The following is a 17,811-nucleotide window of genomic DNA, read 5'->3' as shown; positions in this document are numbered from 1 at the left end:
TAAGAGCAAAACGTCCTTATTTTTTAATTGTTCCTCTTACTGCTTGAACGTATGTATTTCTATGAGTACTTAAACAATAAACTGCATCTTTTTAAGAACATAAAATAAGGATACTTGCGTAAACAATAAGCCATTTTTCTTTTATCCAGTGGTCATAATACCATAAGATTGTGCTTTCTTACAAGACTCGTTATAAAGCGCTTTCTGTTTGTTTATACATTTTAATATATAAATATATTTTCATTTATTTTATTCAACGAAAAGAGGAAAGTAACATGAAAGAATATGCAACGTTTGCGGGAGGATGCTTTTGGTGCATGGTCGCTCCTTTTGATCAGCTTCCAGGAATCAGCAGTATCCGCTCAGGCTACGCTAGAGATGAACAAATCACTTCTGAAGCTTCTGCTCTTGTAAAAAAGGAAAACGAGTACGTAGAGGCTGTGCAAATTGTATGGGATCCTTCTCACATTACGTTTGAAGAACTGCTTAACCTGTATTGGCAACAAATTGACCCTACGGATTCGGGCGGACAGTTTTCAGACCGCGGGCCGTCATATCGAGCCATTATTTTTTATCACAACGAAAAACAAAAAGAAGCGGCTTTCGATTCTAAAAAAAAGCTCGCCCAAAGCGGACGCTTTAAGCGTCCTATCGTCACACCTATTTTACCTTTTTCTTCTTTTTATGAAGCAGAAGAGCAGAAGCAGGATTATTATCGAAAAAACGCATTTCACTATAAATTATACAAAGAAGGCTCGGGGCGAACTGATTTTCTAACACAGCATTGGCCAAAGGACCGCTCTTACCTTAAAAAGGTCCTAACGCCCATGCAATATTTTGTTACGCAGGAAAACGGAACCGAACCTCCTTTTACAAATTTATATTGGAATAACAAAAAACAAGGAATTTACGTTGACCTTCTAACGGGAGAAGCACTGTTCAAAACGTCAGATCAGCTTCCTTCTCATACAGGCTGGCCCATTTTTAAGCGCCCTATCTTATACGGAAACATAAAAAGAGTGCCGGCGCAGCATTCAACAGCGCTAAAAAGCAAAGAAGGAGATAACTACCTGGGTTTACTTTTAACAGAAGAAAACAGCGAATACTATCAAGTAAATTCCGCGGCTTTACGCTTTATTCCAAAAGAGAAGCTTAAAGAAGAAGGCTATGAAGATTTTTTAATTTTGTTTTGATGCCTATACTTTTTTAAAAGGGTAAAAATAAGCGGTTACTTTCTTTGCGTAGTGTACAGTTAAATCATGATGGTCCGCCGGACGCAAAAAAGGCTGAGTGATGGAGTCTTCTCTTATTTCACACTCCCCTTTTTGGAGCTCCCAAGGATCATGATAAAGGTCTCCTCTGTAGACATTTCCTTGATGAGTGGTAAATAAGCAGTAGCGCTCTGTAAGCCAATGAGCTAATTCTCCTTTTCTACTGCGATAGGACGGAGAAATACCTCTATATGTAAGCTTTACTCGCTCTTTTTTTGAGTCTCTGTGCGTTCGAACTGACTGAAAAGAAATATGGTTATGAGTTTTGTTGAATGTCATAGCAGCGTGGTAATAAGGCAAGTGAAAAAACTGACGAGCAATCCATACTCCTAGTGGATTGCTTGCGTCTAAACTAAAAAAATAAACGCCTTTTTCCCCTTTATATGTAACATATGTACGCACATTTAGCTCATATAGCCGTGAAAAGATGGGCACGGCGGGCGTTCCTTTAAATCGAATACCTGTCATCGTAAAAGGCACAAGTGCAATCCACCCTTGACCATCATAGGTGTCAGGCTCTAACTGACTCGGCAATAAAGAAGCCAAAAATGCCGGATCTACAGGCCAATGAATAAACAGTAAATCTTTCCACGTTTGTTTCATTATCCAATTATTTTCCACTTCTTGGTCCCTCCTTTTTCTAGATGTTCTTTCCCATTAATTCAGCGGCTGCCGATTTGCCTGACAAATATGCGCTCTCTAACCGTGAGTGATTCGTCTCGTCTTCCCTTCTTAAAAAAGCATCTCCTGCCACCAGTAGCGACGGCATAATTTTAGCAAAGGGCTGATGAAGAACTTGTTCAACCTCTGCATAGCGCCATTTCTTTAACTGAATGCTTTTAATATGATTTGCACCTATCCATTCGTTTATTTCATTTTTTATCGCCCGCAGCAACTCATGTTCATGTTCATCAAAATGTTTTTCTGACCAGTCTTTATTCATATATATGCTAAGAACGGGCGTCTTTGATATTCCTTTTTGCTCATGATTAACGATTCTTTGGATTGTGCTAGATGGATTTGTGATTTGACCATGATCACTATACAACATCTCTGTGTCAAGCTCCACGATAGCAACCAAGCAGGGACTAAATTTCAGTGTTTTAAGAATAGATTGGTCCGCTTGCAGGTTACTATTATTAAATACCTCAATAACCTGAGGAGACGGAGGTGTAAGAATGATATCAGTCGCTTCAAAAATCTCATTTTCTTCTGTATACAGCTGGTACCTTCCGTTTTGAAAATCAATGGTTTGAACTTTTTGATTCAAGTATACGCGTAGATCTTTTGCTAAATATTTAGCTAATGCATTCATGCCATTTATACTTTGATAACGAGGGTGATGCTCACCAAACCACTTCTTAACCTTTCTATCAGCTATCCATTTATTTACGGCTTGCTGAAATTCATCGGATCTCACTGTAAAAAATTGAGCTCCGTGATCTGCTTTTCCATCCCCTACTCTTCGTGTAGCCATTCGTCCCCCTACACTTTTACTCTTATCAAGAAGAAAGACCTCTATTCCTGCTTTTTGTAATTCAGCCGCCGCTGTAAGGCCGGTCATTCCTGCACCTACTATTCCTACTCGTTTCATTTTTTCCTCCTTATTTAACTCATTTACTTACAGTATAAAAAAAGCGGAATGATTGAGCTAATTTAAACTGTCTTTTTCATTTACCTTCGCTCCTGCTTGTCTCAAAAAAATAGTCTACGATTCCTTTCAGCTTAATATACTTGTTGTATACAAATATATTTTTACCCGCTAGCACGTCTATAGATAGGAGGACCGTCACATGATGCTCTATGATATTAAGCACAAAGTATATTACGAAGTATTTAATACAGCTCGCCCTAAAATGAAGGACGCTCACCAAGGACGAAGCTGGGGATATGTTTATAAAAATCTCAATGGACAACCTACAAAGTTCTGGATTGACTTTACACACGGTCGTTTTATGTACTTTCAAGTTGAAGACAAGTGGTATCGCGTGCAATATTTGCAGTCCAATGATAAGAAAAAAACAGCCGATGTCTTTAAAGGCGCTCTCATTGATTTGATTTTAGATGGAATGGATCTCAAATTAGTACGAGGAAACTTTGAGAAGAGAAGACTCTTAGCTTTATAACACATAGAAAAACAGCCGTAAAAGCAGTCCTGCTTTTACGGCTGTTTAATTGTACGAGGAGTAATCAATATTTCAACCCTTCTATTTTTCGCTTGCCCCTCTGCTGTATTGTTAGATGTCACGGGTTTGAACTCTCCAAATCCTTTTGCACTGAACATGCTTGGATTAAGCTTATCGTTTTTTAAGATAACTTTCATAAAGTTAACTGCTCTCATCACGCTTAACTCCCAGTTGGATTCAAAACCAGCGTTCCGAATAGGTACGTTATCGGTGTGACCGCTAATAATAATGTTACGAGGAGGATCAATCACCAAAAGCTCTGAAATATCATTTGCGATTTTTGTATCTTCACTCCGAACTTGTGCTCTTCCCGAATCAAACAATACATTGTCTCGAATGGAAATTAAGAGACCTTCATCTGTTAGCGAAGTCTGCAATTGATTTGTTAAGTTTTTCTTTTGAATATACGCATTAATTTTAGATTGAATTTGCTGAAGCTCTTCTTGGTCAGCTTCTCGTATGGTTTGCTCCTTTTGTTCGCTCGTTAACGATTGTGAAGAAGCAGGAGACTGATTGGGGGCTGTCTCCACTTCATTTGTTTTTTCCGTACTTTTAGCTGCAGGAGTATTTGAAGGCTGAACCGCTTCTTCAGATTCCTGCAGAGATTGAAATTCCATCACACCCGTTCCTCCAACGAATGCTTCATTAAACGCGCGAGAAAGGTTCTTAAATTTTTGCGCATCCACTGAGCTCATTGCAAACAATACGATGAATAAAGCAAGTAAAAGTGTAAGCAAATCTGAGTAAGGAAGCAGCCAGCTTTCGTCAACATGGTCCTCCTCGTGCTTTCGTTTTCTGCGTCTACTCATTTATGCCCACTTCACTTTCTTGAAGAAGCTTTTTACGTTCCGCTGTTGGCAAATAAGAAGCCAGCTTTTGCTCAATCACTTTTGGTGTTTCTCCTTCTAGAAGTGAAAGCACTCCTTCGATCATCATATACTTTACCTTTACTTCATGTTTCGATTTACGCTTTAGTTTATTTGCAAACGGATGCCATAGTACATACCCAGTAAAAATACCAAGAAGCGTAGCAACAAAAGCCGCGCTGATCGCATGTCCTAGCGTATCTGTATCTTCCATGTTCCCAAGCGCAGCAATTAACCCTATAACAGCTCCAAGTACACCCAGAGTTGGAGCATATGTACCTGCTAAAGCGAAAATACTTGCACCCGTTTGATGTCTTTCTTCCATAGCATCAATTTCTTCAGACAACACGTCTCGTATATAATCCGCACTTTGACCATCAATAGCTAAATTCAAACCATTTTTTAAGAAAGGGTCATCTACATCAACAATTTGGGCTTCAAGTGATAGTAACCCTTCTTTTCGAACAACTTGTCCCCATTCTGAAAACATGGATACTAAATCAACGGGCTGCAGCATTTTTTGTTCTTTAAACAGGACACCAAACAGTTTTGGGACTCTTTTGATTTCATTTGAAGGAAATGCAATCACTACTGCTCCAACGGTTCCGACAATAATAATTAAAATAGCAGCCGGATTTCCTAACACAGATGGATTAACCCCTTTGAAAAACATGCCTACAATAAGAGAGGCTATTCCTAAAATCAGTCCAATAAAAGATGTTTTATCCATATGTAATTCTCCTATCCTTAACTTCCTGTTCTTTCTTTTTGTGTATTTTATCCTCATCTTTTATTTCGACTATTTCATAGAATTTTTAAGCTTTTTATGAATCATATTTACAATTACAGCTTTTCTCTATTATAAAAACACTTTTTTCAACTTTTCATACAGAATGTCTGAAGGACCAGCTATAATCGCTACAATTTGATTTTCCACATAAATAGCAGCCGTCATCTTATTATCAATATCAGCTAAAATGGCAAATCCGACGTTAATATTCAACTTTACTCACCTCTGTAACGTTCTTGTTTATTCAACATATAAAAAGAACAGTCTTACCATTTATTTTTCCGTGTTTTATTGACATTTGTAAATTTTATATTAAGATTATGTAAATGAGTTGACAAAATGGAGGTGGTATTATGCTACTAGAAAAATACTGTAAAGACACTGATTTAATGATTATCCAGTTTACAATCGAACTAACAAAAGACATTCACGCTAAAATCTCCGCACGTACTTTATTTTATGAAGAACAGGTGATACGTTATGCTGAAAAAAGAATACGTTCTTTCTTACATCCTCTTTCCCTTAAACATACGCTAAAATTTGTCTATCAATCTGAAATACTACAAACCATTCTATTCAAATTAAAACCAACTTTTGAGCAGCAGCATGTACTGCGCTGTATCTCATCTTAAAAAGGAGTTTCCTTTAGCGGAAACTCCTTTTTGATTTGATTCTACGATATAGACGATATGCTTTTCTGATAACGTTTAAAAGAGGGTACGGCAAGCGGATATGGTACTTATCAATAAACGGATAAAAAGTGTAATAAGCTTTTACAAGGTCTGTCCATTTTTTATCGATACCTTCTTTATAAAAGTCAGAAATATCGACCACATATCCTCTTCCATCTTTCATCATGACATTTTTGCCATGCACATCATACGGGTTTAACCCCTGGCTTCTTGCATAGTCCAAAGCCTTGTTCACATCTTTTATGACTTGTTCTGGAATCTTTATGCCCCGCTGGACGGCATCATACAGTGTAACGCCTGTAAGTCTTTTTAAAATCAAGTACGTCTTTCCCTCATAAAAAAGTTGAGAATAAGCTGGGTGAACGCCCAGCTTTCTATACACTTGCGCTTCTTTTTTTACACCATAAACGTCTCTTCCGTATACTTTTACGACAAATTCAGGATAATTTTCGTGCGTAAACACACCGGCATAGTTTCCTTTACCAATAAGTACCCACTCTTTTGTTTTGTTCGTAACTTCAACTGGATCATAGTCACTTTCACTTTGAATCATAACTTGCGTTAGTAATGATGTTTCTACTAGCGACACTAACTGTTTAATTGTTTTATCCATAGTCCCCTCTAAAAATCCTTCAGTAATCTCTATCAAATATTACCCTATGATAAATCTCAATGCAGGATGTGTCAATAAATTGACAGCCTGATAGAAAGAGGGAAAGTATTCCCGTTCATTCAAGACTGCGTGTGGACTTTGTGAACATTCACATTCAGTTCTTCTTTCATATTCAGCATTACGCCTGCCATCGGAGCAATAGACTCGGGCTTAGTCAGCTGAAATAAAAAGCGCTTTGTCATTTCTGACAGAAAAATGGTTACTATTTCAGTGATATAGTCCATGCCCCTTTCCGCTTGATGATCAATCCCAAGCGGCATATACATATAGCTTGGGACATCAATGGACCCTCCTTTTTCAAAACGGTCAGGTAAAAATTCACTTGGCTCTAAAAAATAATCTTCATGGCGATGCATCATATAAGGGCTAATTAACATAATCTCCCCTTTTTTAATACTGTAACCATCTATTTGTATATCTTCACGTGCCTGACGCCCAAATAACCAAAGAGGCGGATATAACCTCATGCTTTCAGCAATTATTTTGCGCATATAGGTCAGATTTTTGGTTGAAAGCGATTCGCCGCTAGCATAGGCTTGAATTTCTTTATGCAGCTGAAGGTGCTCCCTAGTATTTTGAGACAGTAAATAAATAGACCAGCTGCATACGTGCGTAATCATTTCATACATCGAAAGGAATATAGAATTTAGCTGTTGGTATATTTCTCTTTCATCGATGTCTTCTCCGCAAGAATTCAATATATACTGCAGTAAATCCTTTCCTTCGGTTTTGTTTTGAACACGCATTTGAACGCGTTCAAAAAGGAGTTGTTCTAGCTGCTCATCTGAGTCAGGCTGGTGCAAAGGTAGACGAATATAAATTTTGCCTAACTTTTCTTTTTTTCTCATAAGCGCTTGAACATAGTGAATTTTATCTTTATCCTGAATCGAAATGCCAAATACAAGTTGAAGGAGTACAGCTACGACTATCTGTCTTATGTCTTTTACTATCATTCGAAGCTGCCCTTCTTCCCACGTTTCCGTATGTTTTTCAATTATTTTTGCAATTGCTTCCTTATTATAAGTTAGATGTTGTTTTATTTGTGAGGGTTGAATGGGGCTCATATATAATGCTTCATCTGTCCATAACATTTCTTCGCCTAGCAGCGTTTTAAACATATGCGTTAGTTTAATTTTTTGAAACGCCTTGTTGTTTGTAATGACTACATCTTTAATAAGTTGAGGGTCTCTCGTTACATAAAAGCGTTTGTGCGCAACTCTAAATGTTGCAATTTCTCCATACTGAGTCAAGTTTTCTAAAAAACCCAGGGGGTTCTCTCTAAACTTTTGCAGGTGACCGGTAAGCTTATACGACGAGGGGCCCTGTATAACCGGCAATGTTATCACTCCTTTTCTAAAAATGCGGGACTTAAACAAATAAAAGAGTAGTCCACTAAAGACTACTCTTTTTCACACAAAGATATGCTATTGATTTTCACAAAAAATCCTACTTATTATTCCATATTGATCCATACGCTTTTCACTTCAGTGTAGTTATCAAGCGCATAGCTTCCCATTTCACGACCAATTCCCGACTGTTTATAGCCTCCAAACGGGCTTGCTGCATCAAATACGTTGTAACAGTTCACCCACACTGTACCCGCTTTAATACCATGAGCAATATAGTGTGCTTTCTTTAGATCTTGTGTCCAGACGCCCGCTGCTAGACCATATGCTGTATCATTTGCTTTGGCAATCAAATCATCAAGATCGTCAAACGGCATAGCAGCTACGACCGGACCGAAGATTTCTTCACGGGCAATCGTCATCGAATGATCGACGTCTGCAAAGATAGTCGGTTCTACGAAATAGCCTTGATCAAATGGAATGTTTCCTCCTGCGAGTACTTCCGCTCCTTCTTCAATTCCTTTATCAATATAGGTTTTCACTCGTTTTTGCTGCTGCGCAGATACAAGCGGACCCATTGTTGTCTCATCTGCTAATCCATTTCCTTGTTTAATAGATTTCGTTTGAGAAACTAAATCAGCTACGACATTATCATATAAGCTTTTTTGGACATACAGACGACTTCCAGCACAACATACTTGTCCTTGATTAAACATAATACCTGAGAGCGCACCAGGAACTGCTTTTGTTAAGTCTGCATCCGGGAGGATAATGTTTGGTGATTTACCTCCAAGCTCTAACGTCACACGCTTTAAGGAGTCGCTAGCTTGTTTCATAATTGCTTTTCCGACAGCAGTAGATCCTGTAAAAGCAATTTTATCGACAAGATCATGATGAACGAGCGGTTCACCTGCTGTTTTCCCGTAGCCTGGCACAATGTTTAGCACGCCTTTTGGGAACCCTGCTTCATCGGCTAGTCTAGCTAAGTAAAGTGCGGAAAGCGGCGTTTGTTCTGCCGGTTTGAGAACAATTGTACATCCAGTTGCCAAAGCGGCTCCGAGCTTCCAAGCGGCCATTAAAAGCGGGAAGTTCCACGGAATAATTTGGCCAACAACTCCCACTGGTTCATATCTTGTATAGTTAAAATACGCTCCTTGCACAGGAATAGTTTGTCCAACCATTTTAGTTGACCACCCAGCAAAGTAGCGGAAATGTTCGATGGCTAATGGAATGTCTGCATTTGATGTTTCACGAATTGGTTTTCCGTTATCAAGCGTTTCAAGCTGCGCAAGTTCCAATTGATGTGTTTCCATTAAATCAGCTAATTTATAAATGAGTCGACTTCTTTCAGCTGCTGACATCTTTGTCCAAGGTCCATGATCAAAGGCTTCTCTAGCCGCTCTGACGGCACGATCAATATCCTCTGGATTTGCTTCAGCTACATCTGCCAACTTTTCACCCGTTGCTGGATTTACCGTTTCAAACGTTTTTCCTGAAACAGAGTCTACCCACTCCCCGTTAATGTATAGCTGTTTAACTCCTTTTAAAAACTCCACTACTTTCGGACTCATTTCAACTTTTTTCGCTCCAAGATTTTGCATCAAATACATACCTCCCCACGAATTTTGAAAACGCTAACAATGAATATTTTACCATGTTATCTAGTAAAATCAACAATTTCGCATACAATATTCTGAATTTTTCTACATAAATTCTAGCTATCTCAAACTTATCTTACTAGTACAAATGTCGAAAGAGGCGAAACGTTTACTGTATTTCCTTTCACCGTACGGAGCGTTTGTGTTCCTGCCCGCTCGCCGTCAACAAGTAATCTCCACGTTCTGTTAGAAGGTAAATGAACTGTTTGAGCTTGTTTATTTGCATTATGAATCACCATTATTTCGTTTGCTTTATCTTTATTGGCTTTAGCATTTAACGTATAACCTACTACGTTTGCTGGTGCATCAACAAAGCGTAAATTTTGATGAATAGCCTGTGCACTTGTCATTCTAAATGAGGAATATTGCTTTCGAAGCGCAATAAGTCCCTTCATGTAATCTACCTCTTGGCTGAAAGCTGCTCGGCGCTTCCAATCTAACTGATTGACAGAATCGGGTGACTGATAGCTATTATGATCTCCGCCTTTTGTTCTCATAAACTCTTGACCTGCATGTATAAAGTTCATTCCTTGAGATGTTAAAGTAATGGAAGAAGCAAGCTTATGCATCTGCATTCTCGTTCGCTCCGTGTCAGCAGGGTTCGTCAGCTGAAGCTTATCCCATAACGTATGGTTATCGTGCGCTTCTACATATGTGACAACTTGATCTGGATCTTCATACGTGGCAGTTGAACGATCGTAATCTATTCCAGCTGCTATACTTTGCTGTATGAGCTTTTCTTGTCCTTGCTTTCCATTAACAAATCCGTTGTCATGATCAAAAAACACGCTGCCTTTAAGGCCATCTCGCATACCGTCATTAAAGTGAGCAATGCGTTTCATATCCTGAGCGTTTTTCTGGTTAGCTTTGAGCTTAGCATCAAGCTCGGTTCCTAGATCCCATCCCTCTCCTAAGATGATAATGGAAGGATCCATTTCATCTAACTTCTTTCTCACTTCATTCATTGTCTTTGTATCGTGAATCCCCATTAAATCGAATCGAAACCCGTCAATGTGGTACTCTTTTGCCCAATAAGCCACAGAATCTACAATAAACTTCCGAACCATTTTCCGTTCAGAAGCCGTGTCGTTTCCAACACCTGTTCCGTTGGATAGAGTTCCATCTTCTTTATAGCGGAAGTAGTAGCCTGGAACTAGTTTATCAAAGCTATGCTCACTCACTGCATACACATGGTTATAGACAACGTCCATTACCATACGAAGCTGCTTGTCATGAAGCGTTTGAATCATTTGTTTAAGCTCAATAATTCTAGTCTTAGGATTATATGGATTTGTTGAATAGGAACCTTCTGGTACGTTATAATTTTTCGGATCATATCCCCAGTTAAACTGCGGCTCGTTTAATTTCGTTTCATCCACCGTACGATAATCATAAATAGGCAGAAACTGAACATGCGTTACACCTAGGTCTTTAATATGACTGAGTCCTGTTTTTACGCCATTTGGTCCCTTCGTGTTCCACTCCGCTACGCCCAAATACTTTCCTTTATTTTTGATACCGCTCTCTTTTTGAGACGATAAATCTCTTACGTGTAGTTCATAGATGATGGCATCTTCTGGATTTTTAAATTTTGGCTTATTCGTACTCCACTTTCTTGGATTTGTCTTAGCCAAATCCACCACAACTCCACGATCTCCATTCACCGTTGTTGCTCGTACATATGGATCAACCGCTTCATTCCAGCTGTTCCCAATTTTTACTTTGTACGTGTAAATTAGCTCATCTTGATTTCCTTTTAACTCCGCTTTCCACGTTCCTTTTTCACTTTTAGTCATAGAAATTTCTTTTACAGCTTTGGAGTTCCATGAAGAATAAGTCACTAGCTTGGCTTCGCTTGCGGTTGGAGCCCATACGCGAAAATTTGTTTGTTTCTTAGAATACGTGTTTCCTAAATCATTCCCGCTGTACGCATACTTTTCGTCAAATTCTTTGGTACGAACGACATTTCCATTGACTACATTAGCTGAGCCGTATCCTTTTTGCTTAACTTTATACGTTTTTGTAACGTCCAGAGGCTGTTTTGTTATGATTTTAACTTTAGTAGTAACAGAGTCTTCTCCCTCTTTATAAGGTGTCACTTTCTCAATTTGAGCTCCGTCAATTTCAATGTCTCCTACACTCTTAGAAGAATCGAACGGTACGTTTGTTTCTAATGTAATTTGATTAAATGCATCCATAGTCGCTTTCGTGATTTTCCGAGTGATATCTACTACAGCTCTATCATAATAAATTCGATTTTGCCCTTGAACAATCCATACTTCTACATTCCCATCTTTCCCAACCTTGGTAATAAAGCGGTCTCCTCCGTCTTTATTTTCCCAATCGCTATCACTAGTAGAGTGGCGTACAATAAAACCTATTTTGTCAAATAAGTTACCAGTTCCACTGTTAAGCGTGTAAGTGGCTCTCTTCCCAAAATTCGTGTCTTCCGTAAATTGGATCTGCTTGCCTTCTTTTTCGTCACCTGGCCACGTCCAAATGTTCCACCCGCTGTAATCTCCGTCATATCGGTGATAGTTTAAAGTAACGTTTACTTTATCAAACTTCGGTAAATCCCGGTATTCACCGTCAGGAGGAGACGTATATGTATGTTCATCTCCACTTTTTACCCATACTTCTCCTTCACCGTTCTCCACTGAGACGAAGCGGTCTCCTCCATCTTTTTCCCATGACTCTGTTCGTACAATAAAGCCTACTTTATCATAAGTACCGGGTAGTTCAACTTCCGCTACTTTTCCAAACTGATCTTCCCCTGTAAATGCGTAAGCCTTCCCTTCTCCACCTTCAGGAAAAACCCATAATCCCCATTCTTTTGTGTCGTTTGAAGCAGGCTGATAGTGAATCGTGATTTTTGTGGTATCCGCTGCAGATGCAAACGATTGCATAATCGGGCTAAAAAAAGAGCTTACTAGTAAGAGTAAAGCCGTCAGTACCATTGCATATTTAATCCAACTACGTTTCAATTAAAACCCTCCCATAAAATAGAGTACGTACACATTTTTCACTATAACCTTTTTTGAAAGCGTTATCATAAGTATTTTTTCCTATTTTATGTGAATAAAGAAAAAAAATCCATAGTTAACAATGTTAACTATGGATGCTGTATCTCTTTTACACTTCTGCTGTTTCAGGAGAGATTGTTTGATCGTTGTATACGCTTGTATCTAGCTCTTTTGTTAGTTTACTAGTTACAACTCCGGCTGTCATACTTCCACTTACATTAAGCGCCGTACGCCCCATATCAATCAATGGTTCTACCGAGATTAATAATCCTGCTAGCGCTACGGGCAAATTCATAGAAGATAATACAAGTAAAGCCGCAAATGTAGCTCCTCCGCCAACACCTGCTACGCCAAACGAACTAATGGCTACAATGGCAATCAATGTGAAAATAAATGAAGGCGTCAAGGGATCAATACCTACCGTTGGTGCAATCATAACGGCTAACATGGCTGGATATATTCCAGCACATCCATTTTGACCAATTGTAAGACCAAATGAACCTGCAAAATTCGCGATTCCTTCTGGAACTCCCAACTGTCTCGTTTGTGTATTAACATTCAAAGGCAATGCTCCAGCACTTGTACGAGAAGTAAAGGCAAACGCCAATACAGGAAATACTTTCTTAACATATGTGATCGGATTTACACCGATGATTGTTAGAATAACTAAGTGAACAATAAACATAGCTGCCAATGCGACATATGATGCTACAACAAATTTTCCAAGTTTAACAATTGCATCGATATCACTCGTTGCTACTGTTTTGGTCATAATCGCAAGTACCCCATAAGGAGTTAACCGAAGAATGAGCGTCACTACACGCATCACAATTGCATACAGCGTATCAATAATTTTTGAAAATAACGCTGCTTCCTCTGGCTTTTTACGCTTCACACCTAAATATGCAATTCCCACAAATGCTGCAAAGATGACAACGCCAATCGTGGAAGTTGAACGTGCGCCTGTTAAGTCAAGGAACGGGTTAGCTGGTAATAATTCTACTACTTGCTGCGGGATTGTTTTTGCTTCTAGACTAGATAAATTGTTTTCTAAGTCCTCTCCGCGCTGAAGTTCCGCTTCCCCTTTTGTAATTTGGACAGATTCTAAATTAAAGCTCGTCGTTGTAAAAATACCAATAGCAGCTGCTATCGCTGTTGTAACAAGCAAAATGCCAATAATTAAACTACTAATCTTTCCAATGTTGCTCGTCAATTTTAAGCGAGTGAATGCCGCTACGATCGACACAAATACAAGCGGCATGACAATCATTTGAAGAAACTTCACATATCCGCTTCCTACAATGCTAAACCAATCGGCGGTCGTTATCGTTACTTCATGAGTCGGACCATACACCCACTGAAGAGCAAAGCCAAAAATAATCCCTAGTCCAAGCGCCGTAAACACACGCTTTGAAAATGATACATGTTTTTTCTGCATCATAAACAGCCCCGCAAGCAGTGCCAGCATAATAAGGATGTTTAGAATGACTAATAAGTTATTCATAGATGTTCCCCCTGTGATTTTTCCATAATTTATGTCTCTATTACTTATAATACAACAATACCAATAAGTCAACTAGGTTTTGTATTTTTTCCTAAAGACAGTTTTTTTGAATAATTTTGACAAAACAAAAAAGCTAAGGATTTTCCTTAGCTTTCTATTTTACGCTTGTATGTACTTCAGTGGTCTTTTGCTCCGTTACCAGAGATGGCCTTTCTTTCATCAGACCGGATGTACTACAATTCATATATAGGATTACATTTCATATAATTCATTCAGCCATTTTACAAACAAATGTCTAGGTAATTCTAGTTCGTGAAGCTCGACATATTGAATATCAGATAGCGTCGTTCCTCTAGCCATATAAAAGTACCACTGCCAGCCAATATCTTTAGCAATGGCATAAGATTTAGCTAGATCTTGCCTATTATCTGTCTGCTGCATATCATTCATCCACTGCGTTTCATCCGCTTCATACTCATAATAATGGAGAGTATATTTATCACACCAATACGCAAGGTCTTGATGGGAAAACGGATTTTCTCCGTCACATACTTGAAGCAATAGCATTCTTAAATTTTCCGGTGTATACGGTAATATAATTTTTTGATCTGCACGTCTCATTTTGCTACCTTCCTGACATGTTCGTTTCTTTTATTACATCATGTACGGCTGCGTTTAGCAATAAGAAATGGATGACGTTTTCATTACTTTTCGTTTACAACATTTCATTTGCTTGCAAAAACCGCCGTATCTTTTACATACAGAGGCAGTCGGATTTTAACAATCGTCCCTTTGTTCTGTTCACTCTCAATCTGCAGGGTACCGTGATGATCATGAATAATTTTGGAGCTGATTGTTAATCCAAGCCCCATTCCTTTTTCTTTTAAAGTAAAAAACGGTTCTCCTATATGTTCTAGACGGTCTTTAGAAATTCCTACTCCTTCATCTCTAACTTCTATAAAAATATGGTCATCCTGCGCTGTTTTGATTGTAATGTAAATATTCCCAGGCTTATCCATTGCTTCAATTGCGTTTTTAAAAACATTAAGTAATACTTGAATAAGGTGATTTTTATTTCCATACACACTAGCTTTACTTGTTTGTTCATCGTATAAGAAGTCAATGTTTTTCAATAAAGCTTCATGGGAAGTTAAACTCATTACATACTTAACCGCTTCTGTAAGAGAAAACACGCGAAAATGTTCACTTTCAGGTTTTGACAACAGGAGCATTTCACTGACAATACCATTAATTCGTTCCAGCTCATCAAGCATGATATTAGCATACCCTACCGCGGATCGGTCTGTTTCTTTCATGAGCTGAACAAACCCTTTAATACTCGTAAGCGGATTTCTAATTTCATGGGCAATTCCAGCAGCTAATTCGCCTACTACAGAAAGCTTTTCCTTTTTTATCAGAAGCGCTTCTGCAAGCTTTTGCTGAGTGATATCTCGTCCAATCGTGATAAGAGCTTTTCTTGAGCCATCATCAAAAAACACAGGTACTTTAATAACATCAAATGTTTTGACCTCGCCGTTTGGTATTTCAAATGCTTCTTCCATGCGTACCTTTTCCTTTTTTCTCCAAGCTTCTTCATCCGATGAAATACAGTGTAAGAAAGCGGCTTGAAAGAACGGCACAAGCTCTCCAAGTTCTGCATCGGTTTTACCCCTGTAATCAATACCCTTTAAATGATAAAGTTCTCTTCCAAAATCGTTCACCGCCAACCATTTGCCAGCTCCATCTTTAAAACAAATAAAATCTGGCATTGAGTTTATTAATGTAGCAAGCTGATACTGTTCATCAGACACCTGTGTATGAACCGAACGCTTATGAAGTAAATAAAACGTGCCAGCCGTTATGCCCACTAGTAAACTATCTTTTATCAAACTGCTAAGAGCATATGCTCCTTTAAAAAATGCCATTGTTTGAAAGACGATGTACACCCCTACAACCAGAAGACCAGCAACCGCCGCTGCTTTTCGTACACCCTCCCTATTTTTTATCAATATTTCCCACCAGCCTTTGTTTTTTACGTTAACACTCTCTATGTCTCATCAATTAAGTTCTGAACATTCTTCTTACTTTTAAACTAGTTTACCTTATTTTTTTATTCTTATCTAATACCTTTTTTTATTACTTTTGACACAGTTTCTTTTATCCCCTTTATTTGTTTCCGCATTTTCATTTTATTTGAATTATTTTTTCTATCAAAATAGGAATTTAGATACGGAATACTCTGGAACATTTAGGTAATAATGCTCTTTTTTGTATTTTCTTAATATTGTAAATTCGAATAGTACCAACTACATCGATAAATTTAGGGGGATTTTAATGAAAAAAACCGTGATTTCTTTGGCTGTAGCAACAAGTTTGACTTTATCTTTTACAAGTGTACAAGCTTCTACTTCTGCAAATGTTTCTCACAATCAAAGTTCTGAACAAAAAGTATTAAAAAAAGTAAATTCCGAGAAAATTTATCAAGACATTGCGTATCTCTCAAAAAAACCTCGTGTGGCAGGAACTGAATCTGAACGCGAAGCTGCTACATTTGTTCAAAAGCGTTTGTCTAAACTAGGCTATGAGAGCGCAGTAGAGCCTTTTACATTTACCGGTTACACACCAGCAGCTAGTTTTTCACTAAGCGTAAACGGTACCAGCTACTCTCCAACAACTTTTACTTATACCACCAATGGAAGTGTCACAGATGAAATTGTAGATGGAGGGCTGGGTACAAAAGATAATTTAGCAAACAAAGATGTGACAGGTAAAATTGTATTAGTTCAGCGAGGCACTATTACTTTTGGTGAAAAAGTATTAAATGCTGCTGAAAAAGGGGCTGCAGCCGTCATTATTTTTAATAATACAGACGGTGAGCTAAACGGAACGCTTGGCGGCGCTAATGATAACTACATTCCGTCTCTTGCTGTAACCAAAGAAGAAGGTGAAAAGATTCTTACTTCTATTCAAAAAGGCGAAAAACCTTCAGGTACAGTAAAAATTGAAGGAGCTGTCGTAAGTGAGCGAACATCTTATAATGTAACCGCTACTAAGCCTTCTACTTTTAAGAAAAAAGGAACAAATGATATTATTGTAGTAGGCGCTCATCATGATTCTGTAGCCGGAGCGCCTGGGGCAAATGACGATGCTTCTGGAACAGCAATGGTGCTTGAATTAGCTCGCGTATTTAAAAGTCTTCCTACTGATACAGAACTGCGATTTGTTACATTCGGAGCTGAAGAAGTAGGCTTACTAGGATCCGAGCATTATGTTAGTGAGTTATCTGAAGATGAGAAAAATCGTATTGTTGGAATGTTTAATTTAGACATGGTAGGAAGTCGAGATGCGGGAGATTTAGTGATGAATACAGCTGATGGAACACCAAACCTTGTCACAGAATTAGCTCAAGCTTCAAGTACAAGATTAAATGGATCACCTACCCCATTCCAAGCTGGCGGCCGAAGTGATCACGTTCCTTTTGCAGAGGCAGGAATACCGGCTGCTCTATTTATTCACAGTCCGTCTGAACCTTGGTATCATTCCCCTGAAGATACCCTTGATAAAATAAGCAAAGAAAAACTTCAAGATGTGGCTGAGATTGTTGGAACAGCTATTTACGATCGTTCCCGTCCCGATCAACAAGGTTCTTCCGTTAAAAAGAGAGCAACATTTAAAGCACCTCATCTTTATCACGAGCAAGATGTCAAATAATAATCTATCCCCGTTATTCATACATGACCAAAAAAGAGATGTTTATGCATCTCTTTTTTTGATAAGCAGATTTCTCAAGGTTTTAAATCCA

16 protein-coding genes are annotated in these 17,811 nt (G+C 38.5%); 4 read left to right on the top strand and 12 right to left on the bottom strand.

The annotated features are described in order from the left end of the window. Positions 1–275: 275 nt before the first annotated feature. Positions 276–1,193, top strand: coding sequence for a peptide-methionine (S)-S-oxide reductase MsrA (msrA, locus tag U9R83_RS09950; RefSeq protein ID WP_328575214.1), 918 nt, complete (start codon positions 276–278; stop codon positions 1,191–1,193). A 3-nt stretch (positions 1,194–1,196) separates the two neighbouring features. Here msrA and U9R83_RS09945 read toward each other — a convergent pair whose 3' ends face one another. After that, the gene (locus U9R83_RS09945) at positions 1,197–1,892 is read right to left on the bottom strand and encodes a YqjF family protein (protein WP_115653705.1); all 696 of its coding nucleotides are present in this window, start codon (positions 1,890–1,892) and stop codon (positions 1,197–1,199) included. 19 nt (positions 1,893–1,911) lie between these two features. Then, positions 1,912–2,865 (bottom strand): NAD(P)/FAD-dependent oxidoreductase, encoded by a 954-nt coding sequence (locus tag U9R83_RS09940; RefSeq protein WP_328575213.1) that lies wholly within the window; start codon positions 2,863–2,865, stop codon positions 1,912–1,914. Positions 2,866–3,064: 199 nt separating this feature from the next. Here U9R83_RS09940 and U9R83_RS09935 point away from each other — a divergent pair, with 199 nt between their 5' ends. Next, positions 3,065–3,397 (top strand): hypothetical protein, encoded by a 333-nt coding sequence (locus U9R83_RS09935; RefSeq protein WP_013056747.1) that lies wholly within the window; start codon positions 3,065–3,067, stop codon positions 3,395–3,397. Between the two features lie 35 nt (positions 3,398–3,432). Here the strand turns inward: U9R83_RS09935 and motB are convergent, their stop codons facing one another. The 3 genes from motB to U9R83_RS09920 all read right to left on the bottom strand — a co-directional run bounded on the left by motB (position 3,433) and on the right by U9R83_RS09920 (position 5,326). After that, positions 3,433–4,266, bottom strand: a complete 834-nt coding sequence (gene motB, locus U9R83_RS09930; protein WP_014460419.1) for a flagellar motor protein MotB — start codon at positions 4,264–4,266, stop codon at positions 3,433–3,435. Continuing rightward, complete coding sequence (gene motA, locus U9R83_RS09925) at positions 4,259–5,053, bottom strand: flagellar motor stator protein MotA (RefSeq protein ID WP_014460420.1); 795 nt, start codon at positions 5,051–5,053, stop codon at positions 4,259–4,261. Before motA ends, motB begins: the two co-directional genes overlap by 8 nt. Positions 5,054–5,182: 129 nt before the next feature. Then, positions 5,183–5,326 carry a hypothetical protein gene (locus U9R83_RS09920; protein ID WP_014460421.1) on the bottom strand — a complete coding sequence of 48 codons (144 nt, stop codon included), beginning with the start codon at positions 5,324–5,326 and terminating at the stop codon, positions 5,183–5,185. 140 nt (positions 5,327–5,466) lie between these two features. Here U9R83_RS09920 and U9R83_RS09915 point away from each other — a divergent pair, with 140 nt between their 5' ends. After that, positions 5,467–5,745, top strand: a complete 279-nt coding sequence (locus tag U9R83_RS09915) for a hypothetical protein (RefSeq protein WP_014460422.1) — start codon at positions 5,467–5,469, stop codon at positions 5,743–5,745. A 13-nt stretch (positions 5,746–5,758) separates the two neighbouring features. Here the strand turns inward: U9R83_RS09915 and U9R83_RS09910 are convergent, their stop codons facing one another. From U9R83_RS09910 to U9R83_RS09880, 7 genes are all read right to left on the bottom strand, one after another. Next, a complete protein-coding gene (locus U9R83_RS09910) occupies positions 5,759–6,418 on the bottom strand; it encodes a serine/threonine protein kinase (RefSeq protein WP_014460423.1) in 660 nt (219 codons plus the stop codon). Between the two features lie 119 nt (positions 6,419–6,537). Continuing rightward, a complete protein-coding gene (locus U9R83_RS09905; RefSeq protein ID WP_182420742.1) occupies positions 6,538–7,824 on the bottom strand; it encodes a cytochrome P450 in 1,287 nt (428 codons plus the stop codon). A 107-nt stretch (positions 7,825–7,931) separates the two neighbouring features. Then, positions 7,932–9,425 carry an aldehyde dehydrogenase family protein gene (locus tag U9R83_RS09900; protein ID WP_013082880.1) on the bottom strand — a complete coding sequence of 498 codons (1,494 nt, stop codon included), beginning with the start codon at positions 9,423–9,425 and terminating at the stop codon, positions 7,932–7,934. A 128-nt stretch (positions 9,426–9,553) separates the two neighbouring features. After that, positions 9,554–12,439 carry a type I pullulanase gene (gene pulA, locus U9R83_RS09895; RefSeq protein ID WP_328575452.1) on the bottom strand — a complete coding sequence of 962 codons (2,886 nt, stop codon included), beginning with the start codon at positions 12,437–12,439 and terminating at the stop codon, positions 9,554–9,556. 175 nt (positions 12,440–12,614) lie between these two features. Next, positions 12,615–14,009 carry an L-cystine transporter gene (locus tag U9R83_RS09890; RefSeq protein ID WP_115653703.1) on the bottom strand — a complete coding sequence of 465 codons (1,395 nt, stop codon included), beginning with the start codon at positions 14,007–14,009 and terminating at the stop codon, positions 12,615–12,617. Between the two features lie 252 nt (positions 14,010–14,261). Next, positions 14,262–14,630 carry a hypothetical protein gene (locus tag U9R83_RS09885; RefSeq protein ID WP_013056739.1) on the bottom strand — a complete coding sequence of 123 codons (369 nt, stop codon included), beginning with the start codon at positions 14,628–14,630 and terminating at the stop codon, positions 14,262–14,264. Positions 14,631–14,734: 104 nt separating this feature from the next. Then, positions 14,735–16,018 (bottom strand): ATP-binding protein, encoded by a 1,284-nt coding sequence (locus tag U9R83_RS09880; protein ID WP_028413615.1) that lies wholly within the window; start codon positions 16,016–16,018, stop codon positions 14,735–14,737. A 325-nt stretch (positions 16,019–16,343) separates the two neighbouring features. Between U9R83_RS09880 and U9R83_RS09875 the strand changes: the two genes are divergently transcribed. After that, positions 16,344–17,720, top strand: coding sequence for a M28 family peptidase (locus U9R83_RS09875; protein ID WP_328575212.1), 1,377 nt, complete (start codon positions 16,344–16,346; stop codon positions 17,718–17,720). Positions 17,721–17,811 lie beyond the last annotated feature (91 nt).

Source organism: Priestia sp. LL-8, from assembly GCF_036227845.1.
In the GTDB taxonomy this organism is placed as follows: Bacteria; Bacillota; Bacilli; order Bacillales; family Bacillaceae_H; genus Priestia; species Priestia zanthoxyli.
The sequence above is the reverse complement of the archived record's forward strand: the minus strand, read 5'-3'. Positions and strand labels throughout refer to the sequence as shown.